Here is a 26754-nt window from a genome sequence, read left to right as displayed (position 1 = left end):
CTTCTTTCTACGCAAAGCCGCCAAAGGCTTCACTGGCCCCACGAATCACGCAAGGTCACGGTACGGTTGAATACCGGATGACCGGGTTTCGAGTCCTTGATATCCGCGCAGAAGTAACCTTCGCGCTCGAACTGGAAACGGTCTTCCGGCTGTGCGTCGCCCAAAGAGGGTTCAGCACGACAACCCGTGAGTACTTGCAGGGAGTCAGGGTTGATGTTGTCGAGGAAGCTGGCGCTGTCTTCGGCCTTTTCAGGATTCGGCGAACGGAACAGGCGATCGTACAGGCGCACTTCGCATTCGATGCTGGCAGCGGCCGGCACCCAGTGGACCACGCCCTTGACCTTGCGGCCTTCAGGGTTCTTGCCCAGGGTTTCCGGGTCGTAGGAGCAACGCAGTTCGACGATGTTGCCATCGGCGTCCTTGATCGCTTCGTCGGCACGGATCACGTAGCTGCCGCGCAGGCGCACTTCGCCGTTCGGCTCCAGGCGCTTGTAGCCTTTTGGCGGCTCTTCCATGAAGTCATCGCGGTCGATGTAGATTTCACGCGAAAACGGCAGCTTGCGCACGCCGAGTGCTTCGTTTTGCGGATGACGCGGCAGTTCGAGGTGGTCGACCTTGTCTTCCGGGTAGTTGGTGATCACGACTTTCAACGGACGCAGCACGCACATGGCGCGCGGCGCGTTCGCGTCGAGGTCCTGGCGAATGCTGAACTCGAGCATGCCGTAGTCGACCACACCGTCGGAACGGTTGGTGCCGACCATCTCGCAGAAGTTGCGGATCGACGCCGGGGTGTAGCCGCGACGGCGGAAGCCCGACAGCGTCGACATGCGCGGGTCATCCCAGCCATGCACATGCTTTTCATCCACCAACTGCTTGAGCTTGCGCTTGCTGGTGATGGTGTAGTTCAGGTTCAGGCGGCTGAATTCGTACTGACGCGGGTGCGCCGGTACCGGCAGGCTGTCGAGGAACCATTCGTACAGCGGGCGATGGCTCTCGAACTCCAGGGTGCAGATGGAGTGGGTGATGCCTTCGATGGCGTCCGACTGACCGTGGGTGAAGTCGTAGTTCGGGTAGATGCACCACTTGTCGCCGGTCTGGTGGTGGTGGGCGTGGCGGATGCGGTACATGATCGGGTCGCGCAGGTTCATGTTCGGCGAGGCCATGTCGATCTTGGCACGCAGCACGCGGGCGCCGTCCGGGAACTCACCGGCACGCATGCGGGCGAACCAGTCGAGGTTCTCTTCTACCGAACGGTCGCGGAACGGGCTGTTCTTGCCCGGTTCGGTCAGGGTGCCACGGTATTCCTTGGCCTGCTCCGGGGTCAGGTCGTCGACGTAGGCCTTGCCGGCCTTGATCAGCTCGACGGCCCAATCGAACAGTTGGTCGAAATATTTGGAGGCATAGCGCACTTCACCGGACCATTCGAAGCCCAGCCACTTGATGTCGCTTTCGATGGCGTCGATGTATTCCTGATCTTCCTTGGCCGGGTTGGTGTCGTCGAAACGCAGGTGCGTGACGCCACCGAACTCCTGGGCCAGGCCGAAGTTCACACAGATCGACTTGGCGTGACCGATGTGCAGGTAGCCGTTGGGCTCTGGCGGGAAGCGGGTGACGATCTGCGTATGCTTGCCCGAATCCAGATCCGCCTGGATGATCGGGCGCAGGAAATTGACCGGGACGGCAGGTCCGGCCTTGGAATTCGAGGTAGGGTCGACAGTGGGCTTGCTCATAGGATCCTTGAACAGACAGGTTCGTGGCCAGGTGGGGCCAGATAAAACAAAGGCCGTATCATAGCTGATGCTGTCAAGGCGCTGACAGCGTTGAGGTGCATTTAACGCACCGCTGGTAAAAAACCACCTCGAAATTCCTGCTGGGCACGCTAAACTGCGCGCCTTGGTCGCCATTGCGCCAACCCGGTAAGGCGCCCCAGGCGTCCAAACCCACGAATTCCCTGAAAAGAGTAGTGAACATGACTCAAGTCAAACTGACCACCAACCACGGTGACATCGTCATCGAGCTGAACGCCGAGAAAGCGCCGATCACCGTCGCCAACTTCATCGAATACGTTAACGCCGGCCACTACGAAAACACGGTTTTCCACCGTGTCATCGGCAACTTCATGGTCCAGGGCGGCGGTTTCGAGCCTGGCATGAAAGAAAAGAAAGACAAGCGCCCAAGCATCCAGAACGAAGCGGACAACGGCCTTTCCAACGACAAGTACACCGTCGCGATGGCCCGTACCATGGAGCCGCATTCGGCCTCCGCGCAGTTTTTCATCAACGTGGCCGACAATACCTTCCTGAACCACAGCGGCAAGAACACCCAGGGCTGGGGCTACGCCGTGTTCGGTAAAGTCACCGAAGGCACTGATGTCGTCGACAAGATCAAAGGCGTGCAGACCACCTCCAAGGCCGGTCACCAGGACGTTCCAGCAGAAGACGTGATCATCGAGAAAGCCGAGATCGTTGGGTGATATTGCTGATTTCAGACCTGCATCTGATCGATACGCGCCCGGACATTACCCGGGCGTTTCTGGATCTGCTCCACGGCCGCGCCCGTGGCGCCCAGGCGTTGTACATTCTGGGGGACTTCTTTGAAGCCTGGATTGGCGACGATGGGATGACGCCCTTCCAGCGTTCGATCTGCGAGGCTCTGCGCGAGCTGAGCGACAGCGGCACCCCGATTTTTATCATGCACGGCAACCGCGACTTCCTGCTCGGCAAGGCGTTCTGCAAAGCGGCAGGCGCCACCTTGCTCAAGGATCCGAGTGTCGTGCAGCTCGCAGGCGAACCCGTGCTGTTGATGCACGGCGACAGCCTCTGCACCCGCGACCTTGGCTATATGAAGCTGCGGCGCATCCTGCGTAACCCGGTTGTGCTGTTTATCCTGCGTCACTTGCCGTTGCGCACCCGCCACCGGCTGGCGCGCAAGCTGCGCAGTGAAAGCCGCGCGCAAACGCGCATGAAGGCCAACGACATTGTCGATGTCACGCCCGAGGAAGTGCCGCGGGTGATGCAGCAGTTCGGCGTACGCACCCTGGTCCACGGCCATACGCACCGCCCGGCGATCCATAAGTTGCAGATTGGTGACCAGGCGGCCAAGCGCATTGTGCTGGGGGATTGGGACAAGCAGGGCTGGGCGTTGCAGGCGGATGAGCAAGGGTTTCAGTTGGCGGCGTTTGACTTCGTCAATCCGCAGCTGGCGTTGCCTGGCGCCTGATATATCAAACACCACTGATCCAATGTGAACAGAGATCAAAATGTGGGAGGAGGCTTGCCCCCCGATGGCCATAAGTATCTACACATCTTGAGCCGAGCCCCCTGCGTAGCAGCTGTCGAGCCTTGGCGAGGCTGCGTCGGCGGTGTGTCAGACGCGCCGCAAACGCAGCCTCGCCAAGTCTCGACAGCTACGAAAGCCAATCCACATCAATGCCTCCCCCCGTAGCAGCTGCCGAGCGCAAGCGAGGCTGCGTCAGGCGCGCTGCCGATTCAAGCTCGAGTCGCGGCCGACGCAGCCTCGCCAAGGCTCGACAGCTGCTACGCGTTATCCTACTGAAGTTGTGTAGATACTTATGCCCCGATGGCTGTGGATCAGTCAGCCTATTTTTGGCTGACACACCGCTATCGGGGGCAAGCCCCCTCCCACATTTGATTGCATTCCAATCCGTGCGGATCAGTGGCCGCTTGCTTCCGGCCCGGCCTTGGCGCCAAACGGCGGCTTCGCCAGCCACACCAGCAACATCAACCCCATGAACATCCACCCCAGCAACGTGAAGTAATCCACGGTGGACATCATGTACGCCTGGCTGGTGAGGATCTGGTCCAGTTGCGCATAGGCCTTGTGCCCTGCCCCACCAAGCGCCTGCAGCGCGTCGCGGGTGGCCGCGTCATAGGTGGTCATGTTCTCGCTCATGTACGCATGGTGCTGGTCAGCCCGGCGGATCCAGATCCAGGTGGTCAACGATGCCGCAAAACTGCCGCCCAAGGTCCGCAGAAAGGTCGCAAGACCGGCGCCGTCGGCAATCTGGTGCGGTGGCAGGTCGGACATCAGGATGCTCAAGGTCGGCATGAAGAACAGCGCCACGCCGATGCCCATGAACAACTGCACCAGGGCGATGTGGGTGAAGTCCACCTCATTGGTGAAACCCGCGCGCATAAAGCAGCTCAAGCCAATTGCCAGGAACGCCAGGCCTGCCAGCAGGCGCAGGTCGAACTTGTGCGCGTACTTGCCCACAAACGGCGACATCAGCACCGGCAGGATGCCGATCGGCGCCACCGCCAGGCCGGCCCAGGTGGCGGTATAGCCCATCTGGGTTTGCAGCCATTGCGGCAGGATCAGGTTGATACCGAAGAAGCCCGCGTAGCCCAGGATCAACACAATCGTGCCGATGCGAAAGTTACGGTAGGCAAACAGCCGCAGGTTGACCACCGGGTGCTTATCGGTCATTTCCCAGATGATGAACACCGCCAGGGCAATCACCGAAATCGCCGCGCCCACAATGATGAAGTTGGATTCGAACCAGTCCAGGTCGTTGCCCTTGTCGAGGATGATCTGCAACGCGCCGACGCCCACGATCAGGCTGAGCAGCCCGACGTAATCCATCGGTTGGTAGCTGGTCGCCACCGGGCGTTTCTTGAGCTGCGCACGCACCACCATCACCGCGAAGATGCCGATGGGGACGTTGATAAAGAAGATCCACGGCCAGCTGTAACTGTCAGTGATCCAGCCACCGAGGATCGGCCCGGCAATCGGCGCCACCACCGTGACCATCGCCAGCAGCGCCAAGGCCATGCCACGCCTCGCTGGGGGGTAGACCGCGATCAGCAACGTCTGGGTCATCGGGTACAACGGCCCGGCCACCAGGCCTTGCAGCACCCGGAAGCCGATCAACTCGGGCATCGAGGTGGAAATACCACACAGGAACGAGGCCAGCACAAACAGAATGGTGGCCCACAAGAACAGCTTCACTTCGCCAAAACGCCGGCTCAGCCAGCCGGTCAGCGGCAAGGCGATGGCGTTGCTCACCGCAAACGAGGTGATCACCCAGGTGCCCTGCTCCGAACTCACGCCGAGGTTGCCGGAAATAGTCGGCAACGCCACGTTGGCGATGGTGGTGTCGAGCACCTGCATAAAGGTCGCCAGCGACAGGCCAATAGTGGCCATCAACAGGCTGGGTGGCGTGAAGGAGGCGTTATTGCTCATCAGCGTTGCACAGCCTTGGGCGCGGCGATGCTGTTGTCATGGATCAACTGGGTGATCATGGCGTCAGCCTCGGCCAATTGTCGGTCATACACGTTGGTGGTGAACGAAGCCTTCTGCGGCGCCTGTTGCGCCAGCACCGGGCCGCTCTGGTCATGCAGGTCGACATTGACGACGGTGCTCAAGCCGACCCGCAGCGGGTGCTTGGCCAGCTCTTCGGCATTGATGTGGATGCGTACTGGCACCCGTTGCACGATCTTGATCCAGTTACCGGTGGCGTTCTGCGCCGGCAGCAGGGCAAACGCACTGCCGGTACCGGCGCCGAGGCTATCCACGGTGCCGCTGTATTTCACATCGCTGCCATAGATGTCCGACTCGATGTCCACCGGCTGGCCAATACGCATGTCGCGCAGTTGGGTTTCCTTGAAGTTGGCGTCGATCCACAGCTGGTTCAGCGGGATCACCGCCATCAACGCAGTGCCCGGCTGCACACGCTGGCCCAGTTGCACGGTGCGCTTGGCCACATAGCCGGTGACCGGTGCGATCAAGGTGCTGCGGGCGTTGGCCAGGTAAGCCTGGCGCAGTTGCGCAGCGGCCGCTTGCACGTCCGGGTGCGACGAGATCACGGTGTCGTCCACCAGCGCGTTGCTGGTCTTGAGTTGTTGCTCAAGGTTGGTCAGGGCGTTCTTGGCGGCGGTCAGGCCGTCACGGGCGTGGGACAGTTCTTCCTGGGAAATCGCGCCGCCCTGGGCCAGGGTCTTACGACGATTGAAATTGTCCTGGGCGGTTTGCACGTCGGCTTTCTGTGCGTTGACCTGGGCTTTCATGCCATCGACGTTGCTGTACAAGCCACGCACCTGGCGCACGGTGCGGGCCAGGTTGGCCTGGGCACTTTGCAGGCCGACGGCGGCGTCGTTGGGGTCGAAGTTGATCAGCACCTGGCCTTCGTGGACCAGGTCGCCGTCGTCGGCGCCGATGCTGACCACGGTGCCGGTGACCAACGGAGTGATTTCCACCACGTTGCCGTTCACATAGGCGTCATCGGTGCTTTCGTTGAAGCGCCCGTAGAATTCGTGCCAGGCCCATACGCCCACGACGCAGAGGATGACGATCAGCGCCAGGCCAATCAGCATGACTTTGCGTTTGCGCGGGTTGTTGTCTTTGGGTTGTTCTGTAGCGTTAGTGTTTTCGGCAGTGGCCATGACAAATACCTCAAATTATTCCGTGCGTGTGGCTGGGGTGGTCGACGCCACGTTGTCGGCGTTGTATCCGCCACCCAGGGCCTGCATCAATTGAATCGACAGATCGATTTGCCCGGCATTCAGGGTCGCCAGCTGACGCTGGGCCTGCAGCAATTGCTGCTCGATGCTGAGCACGTCCAGGTAGTTACCGACCCCTGATCCGTAACGCTGAACCACGGTGTCGTAAGACTGCTGGGCAATGTCCGTGGCGTGTTGCTGGGCCTGGATCTGCCGACCGGTTTCGCGCAGTTGCGAAAGGGTGTTGCCGATATCGCCCAAGGCTTGCACCAGGGTTTTGTTGTACTGGGCCACCGCCAGGTCGTAGTCGGCATCGCGCGCATCGAGGTCGGCGCGCAGGCGGCCGCCATCGAAGATCGGCAGTGAGATCGTCGGCGCAATATTGAAGAAGCGGCTGGCCGAGCCGAACATCGCATCGCCCAGCAACGACTCGGCCCCGGCGCTGGCGCTGAGGTTGAGGTTCGGGTAGAAACGCGTCTTGCTGGCGGCGATGTCCTTACTGGCGGCCTCGACTCTCCAGCGCGCGGCGATCAGGTCCGGGCGCCGGCCCAGCAACTCGGCGGGCAACACCGAAGGCACGGCGACAGCGGCGGGTTTGAGCACATTCGGGCGGGCCAGTTCGTTACCTCGGTCCGGACCTTTGCCGAGCAATACCGCGAGGGCGATCTTGGCGCTCTGCAGTTGTTTGTCGGCATCGATCAATTGCGACTGGGAACTGGCTTCCAGGCTTTCGGTTTGCTGGTACTGGTACTGGCTGTCGATGCCCGCGGCCAGGCGGCGTTTGCCCAGGTCGAGCATTTGCCGGGTGCGCTTGAGGTCATCGCCGGCCAGGTCGCGCACGATATGCGCCTGGCCCAGGTCGCTGTAGGCCTTGGCCACATCGGCGGCGAGGGTCAGGCGCGCGGCCTGCTGGTCGACTTCGGCGGCGCGGGCCTGGCCCAACGCGGCTTCCCAGGCGGCACGCTGGCCACCCCAGAGGTCGAAGTTGTAGTTGAAGCTGGCACCGATATTACGCACGGTCGAATAGGCGTCGCCCTCGCCGCGCGGGTCTTGGTCCTTGGCCAGGCGTGAACGGCTCACGCCGGCGCTGGCATCCAGGGTCGGCATGCGCGCGGCATTCGCGGCATAGGCGGCGGCTTCGGCCTGATGGGCACGGGCGCTGGCGACTTGCATGTCGGGACTGTTTTGCAGGGCTTCCTGGATCAGGCCGTCGAGCTGCGGGTCGCCGAGGCTTTTCCACCAGTCGGCGCTGGGCCAGGCGGCACTCGACAGGGTCACACCGCTCAGGGATTTGCCGGTTTGCAGGGTGTTGGCGTCGAGGCGCTTGCCCTGGGTGTCGAGGCCGCTGAAGTTGGCGCAACCGGCCACACTCATGGCCACGAGCACCAGGCAAAGGGCACGTGTGTTCATTCTTTACCTACCCGCTGCAGGGTGATGGGGTCACCGGCAGCTATCAGAATTTTCTTGAGGATCCGTTCCAGGGTTTGCAACTCGCCGGGCTCCAACGCCCCGGCCAGCTGGTTCAAGGCTTGCGCGCCGATGTACGGGAGCATGTCCGCCAGGCGCTGGCCGTCCGGGGTTAGGACCAACCGCACTTGGCGACGGTCCTGCTCGGAGCGCTTGCGATCCAGCAGGCCTTTCTGCTCGAGGCGGTCGAGCATGCGGGTCATCGAACCGCTGTCCAGGGACAGGTTGCGGCACAACTCCGCCGGGGTGTCGACGCCGAACTGCGCCATGATGATCAACACCTTGAACTGCGCGGCCGTAACGCCGTGGGGTTCCATATGGGTGTCGATGATGCGGTCCTTGAGGAGCGCTGCGCGGCCCAGCAACAGCCCGAGGTGGCAGTTGTGGAAGTTTTCAGGGGTGAAGTGAGGCATCGGAAGTCACCTTATTACTGCCTAGGCAGTGAATGTATGACCAGATGTTACTGCCTAGGCAGCGAAAGTCAAATGGAATAATTAGCTTGCTTGCTAATGTGGCAGGGAGCTTACCCCCGAGAGCGTTGGGTCAGTCACTGATGTGTTGACTGAACGACTGCTATCGGGGCAAGCCCCCTGCCACATTTTGTACCGCGAAAGGATCTAGAAATCGCGCTTGTAGAAGATATCGAGGGAACTGGCCACGCCACTCGCCACCTCCAGGTACACCTTCTTGCTCAGCAGGTAGCGCAAGGCGATGGTGCTGGCCGGTTCGAACACCCCTACCCCGTAACGCAGGCTGAGTTTCTCGGTGATCTTGCCGCTGGCCACCACCGCCGTGGTGGTGCCGCTGCCCTGGGTGTCGAGGTCGAAGTCCTGGATACCCAGTTTGTTGGCAAGATCCGAGGTGACCCCGGCACTGCCCATCAGGCCCAGGCCCAGGGCCGCTTGGGCGAGCATGTTGTTGTCTTCGCCGGTGGAGCTCAACGGGCGCCCCAGCACCAGGTAGGACAGCGCCTGTTCCTGGCTCATGGCCGGTTCCGAGAAGATTTGCGTGGTGGGCTGCTCGGCGCTGCCGCTCAGGCGGATGCCGGCGACCACATCATCGGTCTTGCGGATCGCTTCAATATCCAGATAGGGCTGGTCGAGCGGCCCGGCGAACAGCAGCCGCGCACGACGCACATCAAGGCGCTGCCCGTACGCACGGTAGCGGCCGTCGTTGAGCCACAACTCGCCACGGGTGTCCATGTTGTCGCCGATATGCACATGGCCCTGCACCTTGGCGGTGAGGCCGAAGCCCGAGAAGTTGAGCTGGTCTTCGCCCACCGCCACGTCGATATCCATGGCCATGGCCATCGGCGGCTTGCCTTCTTCGGTCTGGCTGCCGACGATCACGGTGTCATCCGAGACCTTGACGGTGGAGGGCGGCAGTTCGCGCACGGTGATGTCGCCGCGCGGGATCCGCACCTTGCCGGCAATAGCGAGCTTGTCATTCTTCAAGCTGATCTTCAGGTCTGGCGCCACTTCCAGCTCGGCGTAAGGCTCCACCGTGACCGGCAATTGCGAGCCTTGCAGGCTCAGGTCCACCGCCAGCGCCTGGCCCCAGTCGATCCGGCCCTTGAGGCTGCCCTGCCCGGCCTTACCGCTGCGCCACGCGCCATTGAGCTGCACGCTTTCACCGGCAATCAACGCCTGCACGTTCAGCCCTTCAAGGCTGATGGGCAGCTCCGGTCCGGACACTTCACCCCCCACCAGGTTGACGTTGCCGTTGACCTGCGGCGCCAGCAGGCCACCGGAGATGCGGCCGCTGCCGTTGAGCCTGCCATTGAGTTTCTCGACCATTGGCACAAACGGCCGCGCCACGGCGAGATCGAGTCCGGTGAGGCTGAAATTGCCGCTGATCGGCTTGTTTTTCGGTAACGGGTTGATCTGCGCCTGCAACAGCAACTCGCCGAGCTGGCCGCCACGGAAGTTCAGCTGGGTGTCGATACGCTTGGGGTTGAGGGTGGTTTCCAGCTTGAGGGTGTCGTAGGGGAAATCCAGCCACTGGTCCTTGTCCTTGACCCGCAGGGTGCCGCCGCTGGCATCCACCGAGACCACGCCTTTGGGGCCGCTGGCGGGCAAGTCGAGTTGTATGTCGGCGTTGAGATTGCCCTGCCAGGCGAAGTCCTTGGGCAAAAACGCCGCCAGGCTGCCGATGGGGAATTGCTTGAGGTGGTAGCGCAATTTGGGTTCGGGCATGAGGCGCTGGTCTTCACCGCACAGGCTGGCCGCGCCGGAGACCCAGCAATGGGCCGCGAAGGTCAGCTTGCTGTCGGCCATGCGCTCGATTTTTGCCGGTGCTTGCAGCCTCCAGTCTTGGCCACCCGTCTGCACATCACCACTGGCCAGGCGCCCGCGCCAGTTGCCTTGGTCGAGGTTGCCGTCGAGGGCCAGGGCGAGTTTGACCAAGGGGCCGGCCAGGTCGAGTTGGACCTTCTGGTTCCTGATGTCGCCCTGGGCGCTGGCGGTGAGCGTGCCGACCTGGGTGTCGCCGCTTTGAATGCCGTTGCCCTTGAGGTCGATTTTCGCGCGCTGGGCACTGTCCAGGTTCGCGTCCAAACTCAGGCTTTGCAGGCGATTATCGGCGAACGCCAGTTGCTGGCCCTTGAGCTCGAGTTTGCCTTGGGGCGCCTTGAGGCTGCCGGCCACGTCGAGTCGGCCATTCACCTGCCCACGCAACTGTGGCCACAGCTGGGCCAGGCGCGCCAGCTTGATGTCGATCTGCCCGGCCAGGCGTTGCTGCAGGCTGCCGCTGCCGTTGATGCGGTTGTCGCCCAGGCGAACATCCAGGTTGGCCAGGGTCCATTGCTCCCCCGCGCCTTCGGCCTTGGCCGCCAGCACGGCGGTTTGCCCACGCAGGCGGCCCTTGAGGTCGAGGTCGGCGTTGAGTTTGAGCTGTTCGCTTTTAAACTCACCTTGGCTGCGCAAGGGGCCAGCCAACGTGCCCGGCAATTGCGCCACCCAGTACGCCGGGTTCAGCGCCGACAGGTCCAATGCGGTATCCCAGGCAATGCCATCGGCGAATTTCAGGTTCAAATGCCCTTCGGCCTTGCCTTGGCCGGCGGTCAGTTTCAGCTCCGGCAGGAATATTTGCGTGAGGTCGCCACTGAACGGCGTGACCACATTGAATTTGCCGGCCGGGCCGTCGAGGTCGGCCTTGAGGTTGCCGAGGTAGTTGCCGTCTTTGTAGGAAACCTCACCGTTGAAGGTGCGCACTACCACCTGCGGCTGGTCGATCAGCGGATAGAGGCGGTGCCAGGGAAAATCCAGCCAATCGATCTTGGCGTCGGCGCTGAAGCCCTGTTGCCAGTCCAACTGGGCCGTGAGTTTGAGGCTCTGCTGCTCGCCGGCGTTCAGGTCCAGGCCGGCGATCTGCGCGCCCTTGGCGTCGACCTTGCCTTGCAGCAACAGGTCCACCGGGCCTTTCTCCGCCGGCAGCACAGCCTTGCCCAGCAGTTGGTAGCCGCTGCGCAAATCGCCCTTGGCGGTCAGGTCCAGTTGATTGAGTTGCAGGGTGTCGGGCAGATCGGCGCTGGGTTTGAAACCATCGGCGGTGATGTGCACCTGTGCGGGCAGGTCGTCCGCCAGGGGTTGCAGCTCACCCATGAGCTTGGCGGGCAGGTAGCCGCTGCTGTCGGCGTCGAGCTTGAGGGTCTTGAGCAGATCGCCCTCGACCTTGAGCGTCACCGTCCACGGTGCACCGCCCGGCGCATAGGGCAGGCTCAGGTTGCCGTTGGCGGTCAGCGGCCAGTCGCCGCTGGGTTGCAACAGGCCGTTCAGGTCCAGCACCAGGCCGTCCCGTTGCAGGTGCACCGCGTCAATCTGCATACCGGCGGCGGTCCAGTGCGCCGCCAGTTGCAGCCCCTTGAGTTGTTCGCTGCCGTTAAACAGCAGGCTGCCGACACGAACGTCGCCCAACTGAATGGAAACGGGCAGCTTCAGGTCCGGCAATTGAATCGGCCCGCTGCTCTCTTCGGTGCTCGGCGCAACGTCCAGGCGGACTTGCTCCACGTCCAGGCGATTGATGCACAGGGTCATGCGCAGCAGGCATGCCGGTGACCAGTCAAACGCCGGCGCATCCAGTTCCACGCGACTGCCGTCTTGCGCCCACAACAGATGATCGGCGCTCCACTGGCCGCCGAGGCGGCCCTGGAAATGCTCCACGCTCAAGCCCGGTACACGCCCCAGCGCCCAGCGACTGCCCGCCTGGGTGCCGAGCACCGCCCACAGTGCCAGCAACAGCACCGCAAGGATGGCCAACACAGCCAGCCCCGCTATTTTCACACCACGCATCACAGCTCAGGCCCCATGGAAAAGTGCAATCGAACGCCGCCCGGGTCTTCCAGGGCATGGGCCAGGTCCAGGCGGATCGGCCCGACCGGCGAGACCCAGCGAATGCCGACGCCGACGCCGGTTTTCAGGCTGGGCAAGTCCAGGGTATTGAAGGAGTTGCCCTGGTCGATAAAGGTTGCGATCCGCCATTTTTCGGCGATGGAATATTGATACTCGGCGCTCAGGGCCACCATATAGCGGCCACCGATACGATCACCCCGGTCGTTTTCCGGTGAGAGCGTCTGGTATTCGTAACCGCGCACGCTCTGGTCGCCACCGGCGAAGAAGCGCAGCGACGGTGGCACCGACTTGTAGCCGTTGGTGGCGCTGCCGCCGACCTGCGCCCGCGCCAGGAAGCGGTGGTTGTCCCACAGGGTGGTCAGGCCCTTGATCATCGCCGTGCCATAAAGCAGGTTGGTGTCGGACCCCAACCCCTCCTTGGCCACCTTGCTGTCGAATTGCAGGCGGTAGCCATTATGGGGGTCGATGCGGTTATCGCTGCGCAGGTAGGAATAGCTCACACCTGGCATCAGCAGGTTACTCAGGCCGGAGTCATTGCCCAGGCGATATTCTTCGCGCTGGTATTTGAGCGAGATCACCCGGGTCCAGCCACTGGGCAACTTGCTGTGCCATTCGGGGCCTAGGGTGAGCAATTTGCTCAAGGTGTCGGTGTTGGCGATTTCTTCATTCTGGTAACCGCCGGCGAAACGCAGCTTATCGGTAAGCGGCGGGTCGAGCGGGATGTCGTACCACAGCCCAACGTTCTGCCGGGGTGCCGACAACTCGGCTTCCCAGCCATAGCTGTGGCCTTGGGGATTGACCCAGTGGCGGGTCCAGTTGGCCTTGCCACGCGGGCCGACGTCGGTGGAGAAACCCAGGCCCAGGCCCATGGTGCGCGGCTTGCGGGTTTCCAGATTGACGGCGACCGGGATCACGTCGTTGGCCGAAGCCGCGGGTGCCGCGTCCACCCGCACGCCTTCGAAAAAGCCGCTGGCTTGCAGGTTCTGGTTGAGTTCGGCGATCAGTTCGGAATCGTAGGGCGCGCCACTTTTAAACGGCACCATGCGTTGCAGCAGCTCCTCGTCAAACGGCGTGTCGCCGGCAAAGCTGACCTTGCCCAAGGTGTAGCGCGGGCCGCTGTCGTAGATGAGTTCAATATCGGCGACGCCGGCCTGCGGGTCTACCGAGAGTTTCTGGCGGGTGAAGCGCCCGCTGAAAAAGCCGTAGCGCGAGGCCTGGTTCTGGATCAGACGCTTGGCGTCTTCGTAGTGGCCGTGGTTGAGCACGGCGCCGGATTTGAGGTCGTCGCTGGCGGGCACGCGAAAGGCCTTGAGGTTCGCGGCAGGGCCGTCGACCCGAATGGTCACGTTGCGCAAATGCACCGGTTCGCCGGGGTCGATGGTGAGGATCAGGCGCGGGTTCTTGCCGCCCTTCACATCGCTTTCGATCCGGGGCTGATAGAAACCGAGTGCCTGGGCAGCTTTGCGCGCCTGCTCTTCGGCACCACGGCTGAACCGCAGCAAGGCCTCTTCATCACGCTCGCCCACCCCGCCGATATAGCCTTCGATGTTGGCTTTCAACGCGTCGTTTGAAGGCTTGATCCGCACGTCCAATTCGCTTTGCGCAAATGCGCCGCAGCTTGTGAACAGCAGAACCAAGCCGCTGGTAAATCTTCCTGGAAACTTCATAGGCGCGGATGCTACACGAGCTGGGGAGAAACTTAGAACTCAGACGATTCTGAAAAATTCTGCGCTAAGCCGTTGCAGCATGTAACACCTGCGGATTGGGGTGGAAAAATACGTGTTCCAGAATCGGTCCTACAGCGACTTCACCGATCTCCTCATAACCCTGGCGTTTGTAGAACTCCAGATAGCGCGAATTCCCCGTGTCCAACACCACGCCGGATGAGTGCGGGTCTTCCGCGCACCAGTTGTGCACCGCTCCCAGCAGTTGTTCACCGTAGTGCTTGCCCTGGAATTGCGGGTGAATGCCCATCAGCGGCAGCACATGCACCGACTCGTTGGGCAAGCAGGCCATCACCGCATAGTGGTAGTCCAGGTAGCGACGGGTACCACGCACGCCGGTGCTCAGCCACATGCGCAATTGCCAGGCCCAGCTTTCGGTAATCCCCAGGCGCCGCTGGGGTGGCGCGATCAGCGCGATGCCGATCAGGCGGTCGTTGACGAACAGACCGATGGCGGGAAGTTTCTGGAAGAAATGCTGCTTGACCAGTTCGCGCACGGTGGCGCGTACCCGCTGTTCATAGCCTGCGCGTTCAGCTTCAAAGATGTAGGCAAACGTCGGCTCATGCCGATAGGCCTGGTACAGCAGGGAGCGAGCTTCGCGGGAATAGCCGCTGTTGAGCAGGCGAACTTCGCCAATGGCAGTGTCAGTCATACAGTCAATCTCCCTGGGCGCCACTCAATAGATGGCGTTCTTATGGGTACGAACCTACGCAGCACCAGTCGTTCCCAGACATTAGCAGTGCATCTGTCCTACCGCCACGCTGGCCCCCATCCGACTTGTCCGCTAGCATCGCCCTTTTGCCAGACTGGACCGCCGACCATGAAAATCGTCTCCTTCAATATCAACGGGCTGCGCGCCCGCCCTCATCAGCTGGCGGCACTGATTGAAAAACACCAACCCGATGTCATCGGCCTGCAGGAAACCAAGGTCCACGACGACCAGTTCCCCCTGGCCGAAGTGCAGGCACTGGGCTATCACGTGTACTACCACGGCCAAAAAGGCCACTACGGCGTGGCACTGCTCTCGCGCAAAGAAGCGTTGAGCGTACACAAGGGCTTTGCCAGTGATGAAGAGGATGCCCAGCGCCGCTTTATCTGGGGCACCTTCGCCGATGAAAACGGCCATCCGGTTACCATCATGAACGGCTATTTCCCACAAGGTGAAAGCCGCGACCACCCGACCAAGTTCCCGGCCAAGCAGCGCTTCTACGAAGACTTGCAGCGACTGCTGGAAAGCCAGTTCAGCAACGACCAGGCCCTGGTGGTGATGGGCGACGTGAATATCTCCCCGGAAGACTGCGACATCGGCATCGGCGCCGACAACGCCAAACGCTGGCTGAAAACCGGCAAGTGCAGCTTCCTGCCGGAAGAACGCGAGTGGATGGCGCGCCTGAAGAACTGGGGCCTGGTGGACAGCTTCCGTCACCTGAACCCCGATGTGGCCGACCGTTTCAGCTGGTTCGACTACCGCAGCCGCGGGTTCGAGGATGAGCCCAAGCGTGGGCTGCGCATTGACGTGATCATGGCGTCTACCGGCCTGGTGCCGCGGGTCAAGGATGCGGGTGTGGATTACGACCTGCGTGGTTTGGAGAAGCCGTCTGACCATGCGCCGATCTGGCTTGAACTGAGCTGACGATCAAATGTGGGAGGGGGCTTGCCCTCTCCCACTTTTTTAATCGCTTGAGTGTCGGTCACATTATTGAAACCCAACTGACTTAATCTCGCGGCACTCCCTTTGGCTTGAGAAGGTGCCGGCATGACGCTGCGCGTTCTGTTCCTGTTGTGTTGCGTGCTTTCCCTCCCCGTTGTGGCTGCTCCCCTACCCGTTCCCGACCAAGGGCCTGCCTTGCGCATCCAAGGTTCCAACACCATTGGCGCGGCGTTGGGGCCGGCGTTGGTCAAGGGGTTGATGGAGCATCAGGGCCTGCAGGCGGTGCACAGCGAACCCGCCGAGGGCGCCAATGAACAGCGCGTGGTCGGCAAGACGCGCCAGGGCAAGACGGTGACCATAGAAGTCGCGGCCCATGGTTCCAGCACCGGGTTTGTCGCATTGAAAAAAACCAGCGCCGACCTCGCCGCGTCTTCGCGTCCGATCAAGGACAGCGAACGGGTGGACCTCGAACCCCTGGGCGACCTGAAAAGCCCCGAGGCCGAACAGGTGATCGCCATCGACGGCCTGGCCATTATCCTCAACCCGCACAACCCACTGAATACGTTGAACACTGAGCAACTGGCGCAGATCTTCAATGGCGAAATCAACACCTGGGAAGCATTGGGCGGTGTCGGCGGCGCCATTCACTTGTACGCGCGGGATGACCAATCCGGCACCTATGACACCTTCAAGGAGTTGGTGCTGCGCCTGCGCGGCAAGCCCCTGGCCGCCTCCGCCAAGCGCTTCGAGTCCAGCGAAGCGTTGTCCGATGCGGTCAGCCAGGATCCCCAGGGCATCGGTTTTATCGGCTTGCCTTACGTACGCCAGGCCAAGGCGGTGGCAATTGTCGATGGTGATTCGCAACCAATGTTGCCGTTGAACAGCCTGATTGCCACCGAGGATTATCCGCTGTCACGCCGACTGTTCTTCTACCTGCCGCCGTCCTCCCGCAACCCGTGGGCCAAGGCGTTGGTGGACTTTACCCAGAGCAGCAAAGGCCAGGCGATTGTGGCGGCCAACGGGTTTATCGCGCAGCAGGTGCAGGCGATGACGGTGCAACCGCGTCCCTCGATGCCTGACGACTACCAAGCGATTGCCCGTGACGCCCAGCGTTTGACCGTGAATTTTCGCTTCGCGGAAGGCAGCGCCAGCCTGGACAACAAGGCGCGCCAGGATGTGCAGCGCGTCGTGGCCTATATAAAGAGCCACAACCAACTCGACAAGCAGGTATCACTGGTCGGGTTCGGCGACGCCAAGAATGACCCGCAACGCGCCGCGCTGCTGTCGAAGCTGCGGGCGATGGCGGTGCGCCGGGAATTGGTCAAGAGCGGCGTGGTATTGCGCGATATTCGCGGCTTCGGCGCACAGATGCCGGTGGCGGCAAATACGGCGGATGAAGGGCGGATCAAGAATCGGCGGGTGGAGGTTTGGGTGTACTGAGGGCTGCTGGATCTTCAGGGCCTGATCCGGCCTCATCGGGGGCAAGCCCCCTCCCACATTTTGATTTGGGAATACATTCAAAGTGTGGGAGGGGGCTTGCCCCCGATGCAGGCAACGCAGTCTTACTGCCCGCCGCGCATCAACTCTTTAGGCACATACTTGCCGATCTCGAACTTGCCGATTGCCGCGCGGTGCACTTCGTCCGGGCCGTCGGCCAGGCGCAGGGTGCGTTGCATGGCGTACATGTAGGCCAGCGGGAAATCGTTGGAGACGCCGGCTCCGCCGTGGATCTGGATCGCGCGGTCGATCACCTTCAACGCCACGTTCGGCGCCACCACCTTGATCTGGGCGATTTCACTTTTCGCCACTTTATTGCCCACGGTGTCCATCATGTACGCCGCTTTCAGCGTCAGCAGGCGCGCCATGTCGATTTCCATGCGCGAATCGGCGATTTTGTCGATATTGCCGCCCAGGCGCGCCAAAGGCTTGCCGAATGCGGTGCGGCTGACCGAGCGTTTGCACATCAATTCCAGTGCGCGCTCGGCCATGCCGATGGAGCGCATGCAGTGGTGGATACGGCCTGGGCCAAGGCGACCCTGGGCAATCTCAAAGCCACGGCCTTCACCGAGCAGTACGTTTTCATAGGGTACACGGACATTGTCGAACAGCACTTCGGCGTGACCGTGGGGCGCGTCGTCGTAGCCGAACACCGGCAGCGGGCGTACGATTTTCACCCCGGGGGCATCCACCGGCACCAGGATCATCGAGTGCTGCTGGTGGCGCGGTGCATCCGGGTTGCTCAGGCCCATGAAGATCAGGATCTTGCAGCGCGGGTCGCAGGCGCCGGACGTCCACCACTTCTTGCCGTTGATCACCCACTCGTCGCCCTGGCGCTCGGCGCGGGCGGCCATGTTGGTGGCGTCCGAGGACGCCACATCGGGCTCGGTCATGGCGAAGGCTGAGCGGATCTCACCGCGTAGCAACGGCTCGAGCCAGCGTTGTTTCTGCTCTTCGTTGGCATAGCGCACCAGCACTTCCATGTTGCCGGTGTCGGGGGCGGAGCAGTTGAACGGCTCCGGGCCCAGCAGCGAGCGGCCCATGATCTCGGCCAGTGGCGCGTATTCAAGGTTGGTCAGGCCGGCGCCCAGTTCGGATTCGGGCAGGAACAGGTTCCACAGGCCCTCGGCTTTAGCCTTGGCTTTCAGCTCTTCCATGATGGCGGTGGGCTGCCAGCGGTCGCCTTCGCTGACCTGGCGTTCGAACACCGGCTCGGCCGGGTAAACGTAAGCGTCCATGAACGCGGTGACGCGTTCACGCAGTTCCTGAACCTTGGGCGAATAGGCGAAATCCATGAGCAGCTCCCTTCTTTGAGAGGTTGTTTAGGTCATGCAATCGATGCTAGAACAGCGTTGATAATTTACCTAGCCTATTCTCGGCGTGTATTAACATTCATCACCGATATATGATTGACGTATGAGCACGTAACAAATCGCCACCTAATAATAAGAGCGCAACCCAATGAATCTGAGCAAGGTCGACCTCAACCTCTTTATCGTCTTCGACGCGATCTACACCGAAGCCAACCTGACCCGCGCCGGGCAGATTGTCGGCATCACCCAACCGGCGGTGTCCAACGCTCTGGCCCGCCTGCGCGAGACGTTCAACGACCCGCTGTTCGTGCGCACCGCCCAAGGCATGGTGCCCACGCCGATGGCGCAGAACATCATCGGCCCGGTGCGCAATGCGTTGTCGTTGCTGCGCGTGTCGGTGCAGGAAAGCCGCATCTTCAACCCACAGCAGGCGGCCAAGACCTACCGCATCAGCATGACCGACCTCACCGAAGCGGTGATTCTGCCGCTGCTGTTCCAACGCCTGCGCCGCCTGGCGCCCACCGTGGTGATCGAGAGCTTCCTGTCCAAACGCCGCGAGACCACCAAGGAACTGGCGGCCGGGCGCCTGGACTTTGCCGTGGATGCGCCGCTCAACACCGACCCGCAGGTGCGCCACGTCAAGCTGATGGAAGACCGCTACGTGTGCGCCATGCGCAAGGGTCATCCCATGGCGGGCAAGGACAAATTCACCCTGGATGACTACCTGTCGCTGACCCATATCCATATCTCCAGCCGCCGCAACGGTTTGGGCCACGTCGACCTGGCGTTGGGCAAGATGGGCATCCAGCGCAAGATCGCCCTGCGCTCCCAGCATTACCTGATGGCCTCGCAAGTGTTGCAGCAGACCGACATGGTCATGACCGTGCCGGAACGCTTCGCCCGCCGCCATGAACTGCACTGGTTCAACCTGCCGGTCAATGACGTGCCACCGGTGGAGACCCACCTGTACTGGCACGAAAGCACCGACCAGGACCCGGCCAACCGCTGGATGCGCGAGCAGATGATCGAGTTGTGCCAGCAAGTCACCGCCCACGAAAAGAAGCTGGATAAACAACAGGCCTGAGGTTGAAGAACGCCCCCTGTGGGAGGGGGCTTGCCCGCGATGGGCTGCGCAGCGGACCTTGACGTTCACGTCAACCTGCCATTAGCTTAGCGCCAAGACCTTCTTGAGCGCCCCCATGAGCACGACCTACAGCATCTCCGACCTAGCCCGCGAGCTCGACATCACCACCCGCGCCATTCGCTTCTATGAAGAACAAGGCCTGCTGGCTCCGGAACGCCGGGGCCAGGAGCGCATTTATTCGGCACGGGACAAGGTCAGCCTCAAGCTGATCCTGCGGGGCAAGCGCATCGGTTTTTCCCTGGCCGAGTGCCGTGAGCTGATCGAACTCTACGACCCCACCGGCGGCAACCAGATCCAACTCAACAGCATGCTGGCCAAGATCGCCGAGCGTCGTGAGCAGTTGGAACAGCAACTGTTGGACATCGAACAAATGAAGCTGGAACTGGACACCGCTGAAGAGCGTTGCACCCAGGCCCTGGCCCACACCATGGGCCAGGTTGGCCATTGATCAGAAGGTAGCTGCCATGTCCCTCCCCTCCCATGTACGCCTGGTGGAAGTCGGCCCGCGCGACGGTTTGCAGAACGAAGCCCAACCCATCAGCGTGGCCGACAAGGTCCAATTGGTGGATGCCCTCAGCGCGGCGGGCTTGAGCTATATCGAAGTCGGCAGTTTTGTCTCGCCCAAGTGGGTGCCGCAAATGGCCGGTTCCGCCGAAGTGTTTGCGCAGATCCAGCGCAAGCCCGGCGTGACCTACGGCGCGCTGGCGCCAAACCTGCGTGGTTTTGAGGACGCGCTGGCGGCGGGCGTAAAGGAAGTGGCGGTGTTTGCAGCGGCCTCCGAAGCGTTTTCCCAGCGCAATATCAACTGTTCCATCAGCGCCAGCCTGGAACGCTTTGCGCCGATCATGGCCGCAGCCAGGCAGCACGGCATCAGCGTGCGCGGCTATGTGTCGTGTGTGTTGGGTTGCCCTTACGAAGGTGAGATCGCGCCAGAGCAAGTGGCGGCGGTCGCGCGGGAGCTGTATGCCATGGGCTGCTACGAGGTGTCCCTGGGCGACACCATCGGCACCGGCACGGCGAGTACCACGCGGCGGCTGTTCGACGTGGTCGGTGCGCAGGTACCACGGGACAAACTCGCGGGCCACTTCCACGACACCTATGGCCAGGCCATCGCCAATATCTATGCCAGCCTGCTGGAAGGTATCACGGTATTCGACAGCTCTATTGCGGGCCTCGGCGGCTGCCCTTATGCCAAGGGCGCCAGCGGTAACGTCGCCACCGAAGATGTGCTGTACCTGCTCAATGGCCTGAGAATCGACACCGGTATCGACCTGGACGCATTGATTCGTGCGGGCCTGCAAATCAGCCACGTGCTGGGCCGCCCCACGGGTTCGCGCGTGGCCAAGGCGCGTAACGCCAGTTGAGTAGCGTAGCCGTGACAATGTGTTACCGCGCGACTACACATCGAGTAACACGGGAACATATTTAGTCGCATTTGCCGCAGGAAAAATCCTACCAAAAAATTAACTTATTGATTTTAAAGCAATTTTAAAAGTTGGCACGCCTTCTGCTATCTCTATGGCATAACAAGAATAAAAAGCGCCAAACCTAATAAAAATAAGACGAAACGACTCTGACATAACAAAAACAACACGGCAGAGACGCAGCTAACAGATTTTTTTGGAGAAGATGTGCTTCGCAGGGTCCGGCATGCCGAAACCCGCAACCGGTTAGAGAAAAATAAAACTACCTCAGGTAGCTACCCACTGGTTGGATCGTTAACGAAGAAGCAGATCAGCGCTCAAAAAAATACGTTTGCTCTTGACCCCGAATGGGGGTCGCCAAAACAGCGGTAAAGGGCCACGGCTGCCAAAAACAACAACAGGCCGCCCCTCAATAATAAAAAAGAGCACGCAACGACAAATTAAAGGGGACCCTCGGGTCCCCTTTGTGCTGTCTGCACCTGGCCTTTTCAGACCGGCGTCCCCTGCTCGGCGGCGGCGTTGTTGAGCACTGACCGCGTCAGTGTGCGCATGGCCTGTTCTTCCTGTTGCAAATGCAGCACGCCCAGCACGTTCAACTGCTCGAGATAGAACGCGCTTTGCATCGCGCCATCGACCAGGATTTCTGTCCTGGGCTTACCCAGCATGTTTACCAGATTATCCACCAGCTCAGTGTGTCGTGCCTGCCACTGATCTTTGCTCGCCTGATCCGCAGCAGTATTCTCCTGCGCCTCCCACTGCGCGAGCTCATCGAGCGCGTCGACCCTGGCTCGATTCAGCGCGTCGCCGGGCCCCATCAAGGCTTCAAGTTGTTGCGGGTACTGGGTGCGCAAGTGCTGTTGCCAGAAGCGCCGCTCGGCAAAAAACGCCGTTTCATCGGCGGTGACCTGTTCAGCCGCAAGCACCTGCGTATAGGCCTGGTCGAGTGCTGCCTGGCTGACATTCGCTTGTTGGGGAAACAGCATGCCTCGGGATTTCACCGGCAGGTCCAATCGGTCCGCCAGACCGACCCGATAGGCCAGGATGACTTCGACCTGCTCGGCGAAGCCAGGCCCCCGCGCCTCGACGTCGCGCTGCGCGATGACATCCACCAGATGCTGGCGAAACAGTTTTTTCGCGGTACTGATCAGCATGCTCTCGGCGTGCACATCCCCTGCCAGCAGCAACGCTCTGGCGCCGATCAACTCCCTTTCGAGGTTCATGAACTCCACGGTGCTCCCGTCGCCACAGGTGACTCGATCATCTGCCGTGCTGAATAAGATCTCGCGGATGTCCTGGCTTTGCTGCGCCGCTTCAAGCATGTCCCACACCCGTGCTGCCAGGGCCGCACGGGTGTTACCGGAAGCATATTCGGCACCGCGGGTGGTGTCGGCCAGCACCGTGAAGAACTGTTGCGAGTCTGCACTGGCACGCAGGTCATCCCACAGGTTGCTACGCTGGGCGCGCTGCACCTGCGGCGTATCAACCAGCCATAAATCCCGGGCATCGACGGTATCGACATGGTCCGTCCACACCGCCTGATGCGCCGGCAACTCAGCAGCAAGACGCGCCAAGGTGTCTGCCGATAACGGATTGTCGTGCACAATGATGCGTTCCAGATGCTCGAACGCGTACTCCGGCAGCGTGGTGAGCCGGTTGGTGTGCAGGTCTATCCGCGCCAGCTGAGTCAGTTGCTCGACGCCTGTCGGGAAGTGGGTACTGCCGGTGTTACTCAGATACAGCTGGTTCAGGCTGCGCATGCCGCGCACGTCGGCGGTCCAGCCGAGGTGGGGATTATCGGAGAGGTTGAGAATTTTCAGAGCCCGCATGCCTTCCAGGCGCACCCGGCCTTGCTCGCTCAGGCGGATATCATTGCGGCTCAGGTTGAGCTTGGTCAGCCCGGCGCCCGCGTTGGCAAATTCCGGCAGTTGGGTGAGGTTATTCTCGCGCAGATCCAGCCAGCGCAACCCGCCGAATGCCCGAAAAAACGGCAAGGAACTGTCCGACAACCCCATGCGGCGTAGATTCAGCCTGCCCACGTGGTCCATATTGGCGCTGAGCGCAGGAAGCTCGTGGATCACCTCATCGGAAAGATCCAGTTCATGCCCAATAGGCGTCCCATCCGCCGCGAACGCTATGGCCGTTTTGCGCTGCCAGGCGTTTCGCAGGTCCGCGCTGGCCCGACGCCTGGCGCTCCGGTAACCCGACTCGCCGGCCTGCTGCCAGGCGACCAAGTCGCGGTCGAGCTGCGCGAATTCCTGTTCAAGCTGGTTCAGCCTTGCCAGCAGCGTGGCACTGCTGCGGCCTTGCAGCCCAAGCATCTCGACAACGGCGTCAATGGATTTTGACGGGTACAACATCATCGCCTTCATGACACACACCGAGGGCCACGGCGTGGCGCCACCCACCGGACTCAGCGGGTAGCCGACACGCCCGTCGGCCAAGCGCATGGGCGACTTGAACCCCGGTTTGATCGCTTGCAGGCCCAGCGCCTCGCGGCTCGTCTGTTCACTCAGGGCCTGCTGCACGATCTGCGCCTTCAAGCCCGGGGTCGATGCACGGATTCGCGGCATGTCGAGGAATTGATCTTCAGTGGCCACCAGGAGCGCGCTATAGAACGCATCTTTGTCTGCCCGCCGGTACGTCAGCCTGTGCGACTCGCTGTAAACCGCCCACTCTTTCATGCTGACCCGTACCAGGCGAATCTGCCGAGGGGCATCCATGGCGCCAATACGATCCAACACCGCGCCATCGTAGCTGTCCGCCCGCAACTCGATCCCGATACCCTCGAGGCGACCGGCTATCGCTGCGAGCTTGTGCAGCGCCAGGTGTACGCCGTCCATCGTCAGTTCACTGTCGAACAGCAGCGCGGTATGCGCGCGCATGATCCGCGCTTTTTGCAGGTAATAACGGGCTTCTTCGGCCATCCGCAGGGGTAGCCGTGAGGTGGTGTCCATTTGCGCCACTTCCTGAGAGCTGGCATGGCTTGCCAGTTCCTCGGCGGCGAGCTTGGGCAAGCCGGGGAATGTACGCTGGATCAGTTGCGCGTGGGTATCGCTGGAGACATCCCCGGCCAGGACCTCGTCCCTGTAGAGCTTGCCCTGGGTCTTCGTGGCCACTTCGAGCAACCGATCACGGTACCGGAGCGCCCTCGCCTGCGGCGTACGCAGCGACTGCATCATCTGTTGCGCCTGGGCATTGAGCGCCTCGTCATCCGCCGCCCTGGGGATAGAGTTGCCCTCTGCATCCACTTCCCCGCCCAGAATCAGGCGAAACCGGACATCGCGCAACAGGCTGTCCTCATCCAGCAACTGGCGGATTTCAGGCTCACTCAGTTGCTCGAGAAACGCCGGTAGCAGCAGACCACTTTCAGCCTGCTCGGCCTCAACCTTGACCACCTGGCTGAGTGCCCGGACCTCGGCAGAACGCCAGACCAGATTGCCTTGCGCATCAAACATCACCAGTACCCGGGACTTGGGCCACAGGCCGTTGTCCAGCAGTAGCTTCAGTTGCAATGACGCATCGACCCGACCGAAGACCTGCGGGTCGGCGTTGCTCAACTGATCGATAAACGCCTGGTGCCTGGCTCCACACTCAAAGCGCCTGAGGGTTTCCTGGAATAACGGCGGGGGCAGTTGCTGGTCAACATAGATGCGCCGCAATGCATCATCGGACACCCCGCTGATCCGCCGGATCTGCTCCAGTTGGTCATCGCTGAAACGCTCGACATGCGGGCCGATACGCCGCAGCAGGGTTCTGCGATCCCACTTCAGCGGTTGTTCGAACTCATGCACCCAGGCGCCTTCGCCGTTATGACGAATACTCGGCGCATAGCGCGCCTCGCCCTCGGGGTGCACCAGCTTGAAGTGATTGCGGGTTGGCGTGGCCTGCACCTGATAATGCCCGCCCTCTTCGGCCGGCAGGTACAGTCGGCCCTGATGGGCATAGAGGCCGTCGGCCTGCGCGACAAGATCGGCCGGCAATGCGACCTGATGCCGGTAGGCGCCTGGGGTGAAGTCATACAGACGCGGGCGCCCGCCGAACTGCACATGCACCAGCCGTCTGACCAATGCCGTGTCCTTGAACACCATCAGTGCCTTGGGCACCGCCAGGCCCGCCAAGTTGAGCGCCACGCCCGAGAAATGTGCCCAGCTTTCGCGCACATCGCCGTTGGACCACGACTCGATCCCCTCGCACACTTCATAGGCCATTTGTACCGCGCCGACCACCAGCATCACTTCGCCGAGGCCCGGTACCACGAACGCCGCCAGGTTAAGAATGTTCAAGGCCTTGCTGCCCCACGACCACAGCCAGGCGTTATAGGCACGCTGGGTGATATCCGCCGTGGCCACCGCACTGGCGCTGGCGTTGTGCATGATTGCCTGCACGCGCTGCTGCGCGTAGTCCATCCACACGTCGTCCCAGGCCGTGCCGTAATGGCCCTGACGGTTGATCGAGCGTTTGTTGGACGCATCGAAATCCTGGTCGAACGTGTACACAGCCTTTGGATCAAGCAACATCTTGAGCCTGGAAAAAAAACCATCCTGCTCGGACAGCGGCACACATTGACTGAAGAACGTGCGGTACTCGACGCTGCACAGGCGCGTGGTCAAGTGCTCGGTAAACGCGACGAGGGTGTCGTAAGTCTTGAGCGGGTAAAGGGGGTCGCCGGGGATGTACACCATGCACGGGCGCGGCAGGATCTCGGCGTTGACAAGGTACTCCTGCCAGACTCGCGGCCCGATGATCAGGATGCCCTCCAATTGCACGTTCAACAGCCGGTACGGGCAGAACGCGACGTCATCCCCGGCCCATTGGTGTTTGGTTTGATTGAGCAGGATCGCGTTGATCAAGGCGTGCTGCGGCGGTTGAATATCGCCCTTCATCAAGGCGATTTCAGCAGCCAGTGCCAATTGATTTCGATGACTGGTGATCAGCGTGCCATAGAGCTTGCCGGGGGGCGCGCCTGGCGTTGAGCTGATATGCGCATTGAGCGCGGCGCGCGCGTGTTCGAAATACGACTTGCCCAGATCCAGCTCCCGGCACAGGCCGGCAAACGCGTGGGCATCGATGTCCAGCGTCTGTGCCTGGACACTCGTCACGGAATGCTTCCTGTCGGCGCGGTAGTGGTGAAAGTTGTACCGCGTGATCAGGTGGCAATCGCCGCATACCGGTTTTTCGGCCTCATCGGCAGTGAAATTATTCAGCGCCGCCTCAAGCAGGCTCAGGCCTTTGTAGAAATAGTACCGGGGCGCCAATGCATGAGCGCTGCTGGCGTCCACCTCAACGGGGCCGGGGTTGCATTCGTTTTCCTCCATCTTGCGTGCATAGAACACGGTGCGCACATCCAGGCGCTGGCCAAAGGTTTGTTCGATGGCGGCCACCAGCAACGGTTCGGCGTAGTCAACCGGGCTTTGCAATTGGCTGAGCAACTGGTCCAGGTTATTCAAGGCGCGCCGGCTGCGGTCGTGAACCTCCTTGAGCGTGGCCTTGGATGACGCTGAAGCCTGCTTGAACCAATCCGGTATACGCAGGCTCAGCGCGGCCAACTCGGTTTTACGCACGTCTGCGGCGGCGGTGTACCACGCCGGCGTGTTGTCTCGGATCACCGTGACATGAGGGCTTTGCTCTTCATCAGTGTCAGGTGCGGGTGGGTCTATAATCGGGACTGTCATGCGCATGGCCTTCAATGGCGAAATATCCCGCCACTCTAGGCAACGCGGTCCAGCC

General features: G+C 61.5%; 17 protein-coding genes. 7 read left to right on the top strand and 10 right to left on the bottom strand.

The annotated features are described in order from the left end of the window. Nucleotides 1-29: 29 nt before the first annotated feature. The gene (locus AB1462_RS12980) at nt 30-1730 is read right to left on the bottom strand and encodes a glutamine--tRNA ligase/YqeY domain fusion protein (protein ID WP_090402718.1); all 1701 of its coding nucleotides are present in this window, start codon (nt 1728-1730) and stop codon (nt 30-32) included. Between the two features lie 239 nt (nt 1731-1969). Between AB1462_RS12980 and AB1462_RS12975 the strand changes: the two genes are divergently transcribed. Continuing rightward, nucleotides 1970-2473: a peptidylprolyl isomerase gene (locus tag AB1462_RS12975; protein ID WP_090402716.1), complete on the top strand. Its 504-nt coding sequence runs from the start codon at nt 1970-1972 to the stop codon at nt 2471-2473. Further along, complete coding sequence (lpxH, locus tag AB1462_RS12970; RefSeq protein ID WP_259193303.1) at nt 2470-3219, top strand: UDP-2,3-diacylglucosamine diphosphatase; 750 nt, start codon at nt 2470-2472, stop codon at nt 3217-3219. Before AB1462_RS12975 ends, lpxH begins: the two co-directional genes overlap by 4 nt. Before the next feature lie 453 nt (nt 3220-3672). Here the strand turns inward: lpxH and AB1462_RS12965 are convergent, their stop codons facing one another. The 7 genes from AB1462_RS12965 to AB1462_RS12935 all read right to left on the bottom strand — a co-directional run bounded on the left by AB1462_RS12965 (nt 3673) and on the right by AB1462_RS12935 (nt 14650). Then, nucleotides 3673-5202 (bottom strand): DHA2 family efflux MFS transporter permease subunit, encoded by a 1530-nt coding sequence (locus tag AB1462_RS12965; RefSeq protein ID WP_090402712.1) that lies wholly within the window; start codon nt 5200-5202, stop codon nt 3673-3675. Next, nucleotides 5202-6401 (bottom strand): HlyD family efflux transporter periplasmic adaptor subunit, encoded by a 1200-nt coding sequence (locus AB1462_RS12960; protein WP_367246813.1) that lies wholly within the window; start codon nt 6399-6401, stop codon nt 5202-5204. The genes AB1462_RS12965 and AB1462_RS12960 overlap by 1 nt, the downstream gene beginning before the upstream one ends. A gap of 15 nt (nt 6402-6416) precedes the next feature. After that, entirely contained in the window at nt 6417-7868 is a 1452-nt protein-coding gene (locus AB1462_RS12955; protein ID WP_367246812.1) for an efflux transporter outer membrane subunit, read from the bottom strand. After that, the gene (locus AB1462_RS12950) at nt 7865-8338 is read right to left on the bottom strand and encodes a MarR family winged helix-turn-helix transcriptional regulator (protein ID WP_090402705.1); all 474 of its coding nucleotides are present in this window, start codon (nt 8336-8338) and stop codon (nt 7865-7867) included. Before AB1462_RS12950 ends, AB1462_RS12955 begins: the two co-directional genes overlap by 4 nt. A 204-nt stretch (nt 8339-8542) precedes the next feature. Beyond that, complete coding sequence (locus tag AB1462_RS12945; RefSeq protein WP_367246811.1) at nt 8543-12214, bottom strand: translocation/assembly module TamB domain-containing protein; 3672 nt, start codon at nt 12212-12214, stop codon at nt 8543-8545. Continuing rightward, a complete protein-coding gene (locus tag AB1462_RS12940; protein ID WP_259193300.1) occupies nt 12214-13941 on the bottom strand; it encodes an autotransporter assembly complex family protein in 1728 nt (575 codons plus the stop codon). Before AB1462_RS12940 ends, AB1462_RS12945 begins: the two co-directional genes overlap by 1 nt. A gap of 64 nt (nt 13942-14005) precedes the next feature. Then, complete coding sequence (locus AB1462_RS12935; RefSeq protein ID WP_090402699.1) at nt 14006-14650, bottom strand: N-acetyltransferase; 645 nt, start codon at nt 14648-14650, stop codon at nt 14006-14008. Between the two features lie 168 nt (nt 14651-14818). Here AB1462_RS12935 and xthA point away from each other — a divergent pair, with 168 nt between their 5' ends. Next, nucleotides 14819-15631 (top strand): exodeoxyribonuclease III, encoded by an 813-nt coding sequence (xthA, locus tag AB1462_RS12930; protein ID WP_367246810.1) that lies wholly within the window; start codon nt 14819-14821, stop codon nt 15629-15631. 123 nt (nt 15632-15754) lie between these two features. Next, a complete protein-coding gene (locus tag AB1462_RS12925) occupies nt 15755-17089 on the top strand; it encodes a substrate-binding domain-containing protein (protein ID WP_367246809.1) in 1335 nt (444 codons plus the stop codon). Nucleotides 17090-17211: 122 nt separating this feature from the next. Here AB1462_RS12925 and AB1462_RS12920 read toward each other — a convergent pair whose 3' ends face one another. Continuing rightward, on the bottom strand, nt 17212-18441 hold the full coding sequence (locus AB1462_RS12920) for an acyl-CoA dehydrogenase (RefSeq protein WP_259193298.1): 1230 nt from the start codon (nt 18439-18441) through the stop codon (nt 17212-17214). Between the two features lie 166 nt (nt 18442-18607). On the opposite strand from AB1462_RS12920, the gene AB1462_RS12915 reads away from it, so the two are divergent. The 3 genes from AB1462_RS12915 (at nt 18608) to AB1462_RS12905 (ending at nt 20967) form a co-directional block, all read left to right on the top strand. Further along, on the top strand, nt 18608-19543 hold the full coding sequence (locus AB1462_RS12915; protein WP_027606275.1) for a LysR family transcriptional regulator: 936 nt from the start codon (nt 18608-18610) through the stop codon (nt 19541-19543). Nucleotides 19544-19658: 115 nt separating this feature from the next. Further along, entirely contained in the window at nt 19659-20051 is a 393-nt protein-coding gene (locus AB1462_RS12910; RefSeq protein ID WP_090402693.1) for a MerR family DNA-binding transcriptional regulator, read from the top strand. Nucleotides 20052-20067: 16 nt separating this feature from the next. Continuing rightward, the gene (locus AB1462_RS12905) at nt 20068-20967 is read left to right on the top strand and encodes a hydroxymethylglutaryl-CoA lyase (RefSeq protein WP_367246808.1); all 900 of its coding nucleotides are present in this window, start codon (nt 20068-20070) and stop codon (nt 20965-20967) included. Nucleotides 20968-21515: 548 nt separating this feature from the next. Here AB1462_RS12905 and AB1462_RS12900 read toward each other — a convergent pair. After that, on the bottom strand, nt 21516-26699 hold the full coding sequence (locus tag AB1462_RS12900; RefSeq protein ID WP_367246807.1) for an NEL-type E3 ubiquitin ligase domain-containing protein: 5184 nt from the start codon (nt 26697-26699) through the stop codon (nt 21516-21518). Between the last annotated feature and the right edge of the window lie 55 nt (nt 26700-26754).

The sequence above is a fragment of the Pseudomonas sp. SB113 genome (assembly GCF_040754745.1).
In the GTDB taxonomy this organism is placed as follows: Bacteria; Pseudomonadota; Gammaproteobacteria; order Pseudomonadales; family Pseudomonadaceae; genus Aquipseudomonas; species Aquipseudomonas grimontii.
The sequence above is the reverse complement of the archived record's forward strand: the minus strand, read 5'-3'. Positions and strand labels throughout refer to the sequence as shown.

Excerpts from the sequence above, each read along its gene's own strand:
- AB1462_RS12905 (WP_367246808.1), top strand. The coding sequence starts at position 20,068 with ATGTCCCTCCCCTCCCATGTACGCCTGGTGGAAGTCGGCCCGCGCGAC.
- AB1462_RS12980 (WP_090402718.1), bottom strand. The coding sequence starts at position 1,730 with ATGAGCAAGCCCACTGTCGACCCTACCTCGAATTCCAAGGCCGGACCT.
- AB1462_RS12925 (WP_367246809.1), top strand. The coding sequence starts at position 15,755 with ATGACGCTGCGCGTTCTGTTCCTGTTGTGTTGCGTGCTTTCCCTCCCC.
- AB1462_RS12920 (WP_259193298.1), bottom strand. The coding sequence starts at position 18,441 with ATGGATTTCGCCTATTCGCCCAAGGTTCAGGAACTGCGTGAACGCGTC.
- AB1462_RS12955 (WP_367246812.1), bottom strand. The coding sequence starts at position 7,868 with ATGAACACACGTGCCCTTTGCCTGGTGCTCGTGGCCATGAGTGTGGCC.
- AB1462_RS12965 (WP_090402712.1), bottom strand. The coding sequence starts at position 5,202 with ATGAGCAATAACGCCTCCTTCACGCCACCCAGCCTGTTGATGGCCACT.
- AB1462_RS12915 (WP_027606275.1), top strand. The coding sequence starts at position 18,608 with ATGAATCTGAGCAAGGTCGACCTCAACCTCTTTATCGTCTTCGACGCG.
- AB1462_RS12975 (WP_090402716.1), top strand. The coding sequence starts at position 1,970 with ATGACTCAAGTCAAACTGACCACCAACCACGGTGACATCGTCATCGAG.
- AB1462_RS12910 (WP_090402693.1), top strand. The coding sequence starts at position 19,659 with ATGAGCACGACCTACAGCATCTCCGACCTAGCCCGCGAGCTCGACATC.
- AB1462_RS12945 (WP_367246811.1), bottom strand. The coding sequence starts at position 12,214 with ATGCGTGGTGTGAAAATAGCGGGGCTGGCTGTGTTGGCCATCCTTGCG.
- AB1462_RS12900 (WP_367246807.1), bottom strand. The coding sequence starts at position 26,699 with ATGACAGTCCCGATTATAGACCCACCCGCACCTGACACTGATGAAGAG.
- AB1462_RS12960 (WP_367246813.1), bottom strand. The coding sequence starts at position 6,401 with ATGGCCACTGCCGAAAACACTAACGCTACAGAACAACCCAAAGACAAC.
- xthA (WP_367246810.1), top strand. The coding sequence starts at position 14,819 with ATGAAAATCGTCTCCTTCAATATCAACGGGCTGCGCGCCCGCCCTCAT.
- AB1462_RS12950 (WP_090402705.1), bottom strand. The coding sequence starts at position 8,338 with ATGCCTCACTTCACCCCTGAAAACTTCCACAACTGCCACCTCGGGCTG.
- AB1462_RS12940 (WP_259193300.1), bottom strand. The coding sequence starts at position 13,941 with ATGAAGTTTCCAGGAAGATTTACCAGCGGCTTGGTTCTGCTGTTCACA.
- AB1462_RS12935 (WP_090402699.1), bottom strand. The coding sequence starts at position 14,650 with ATGACTGACACTGCCATTGGCGAAGTTCGCCTGCTCAACAGCGGCTAT.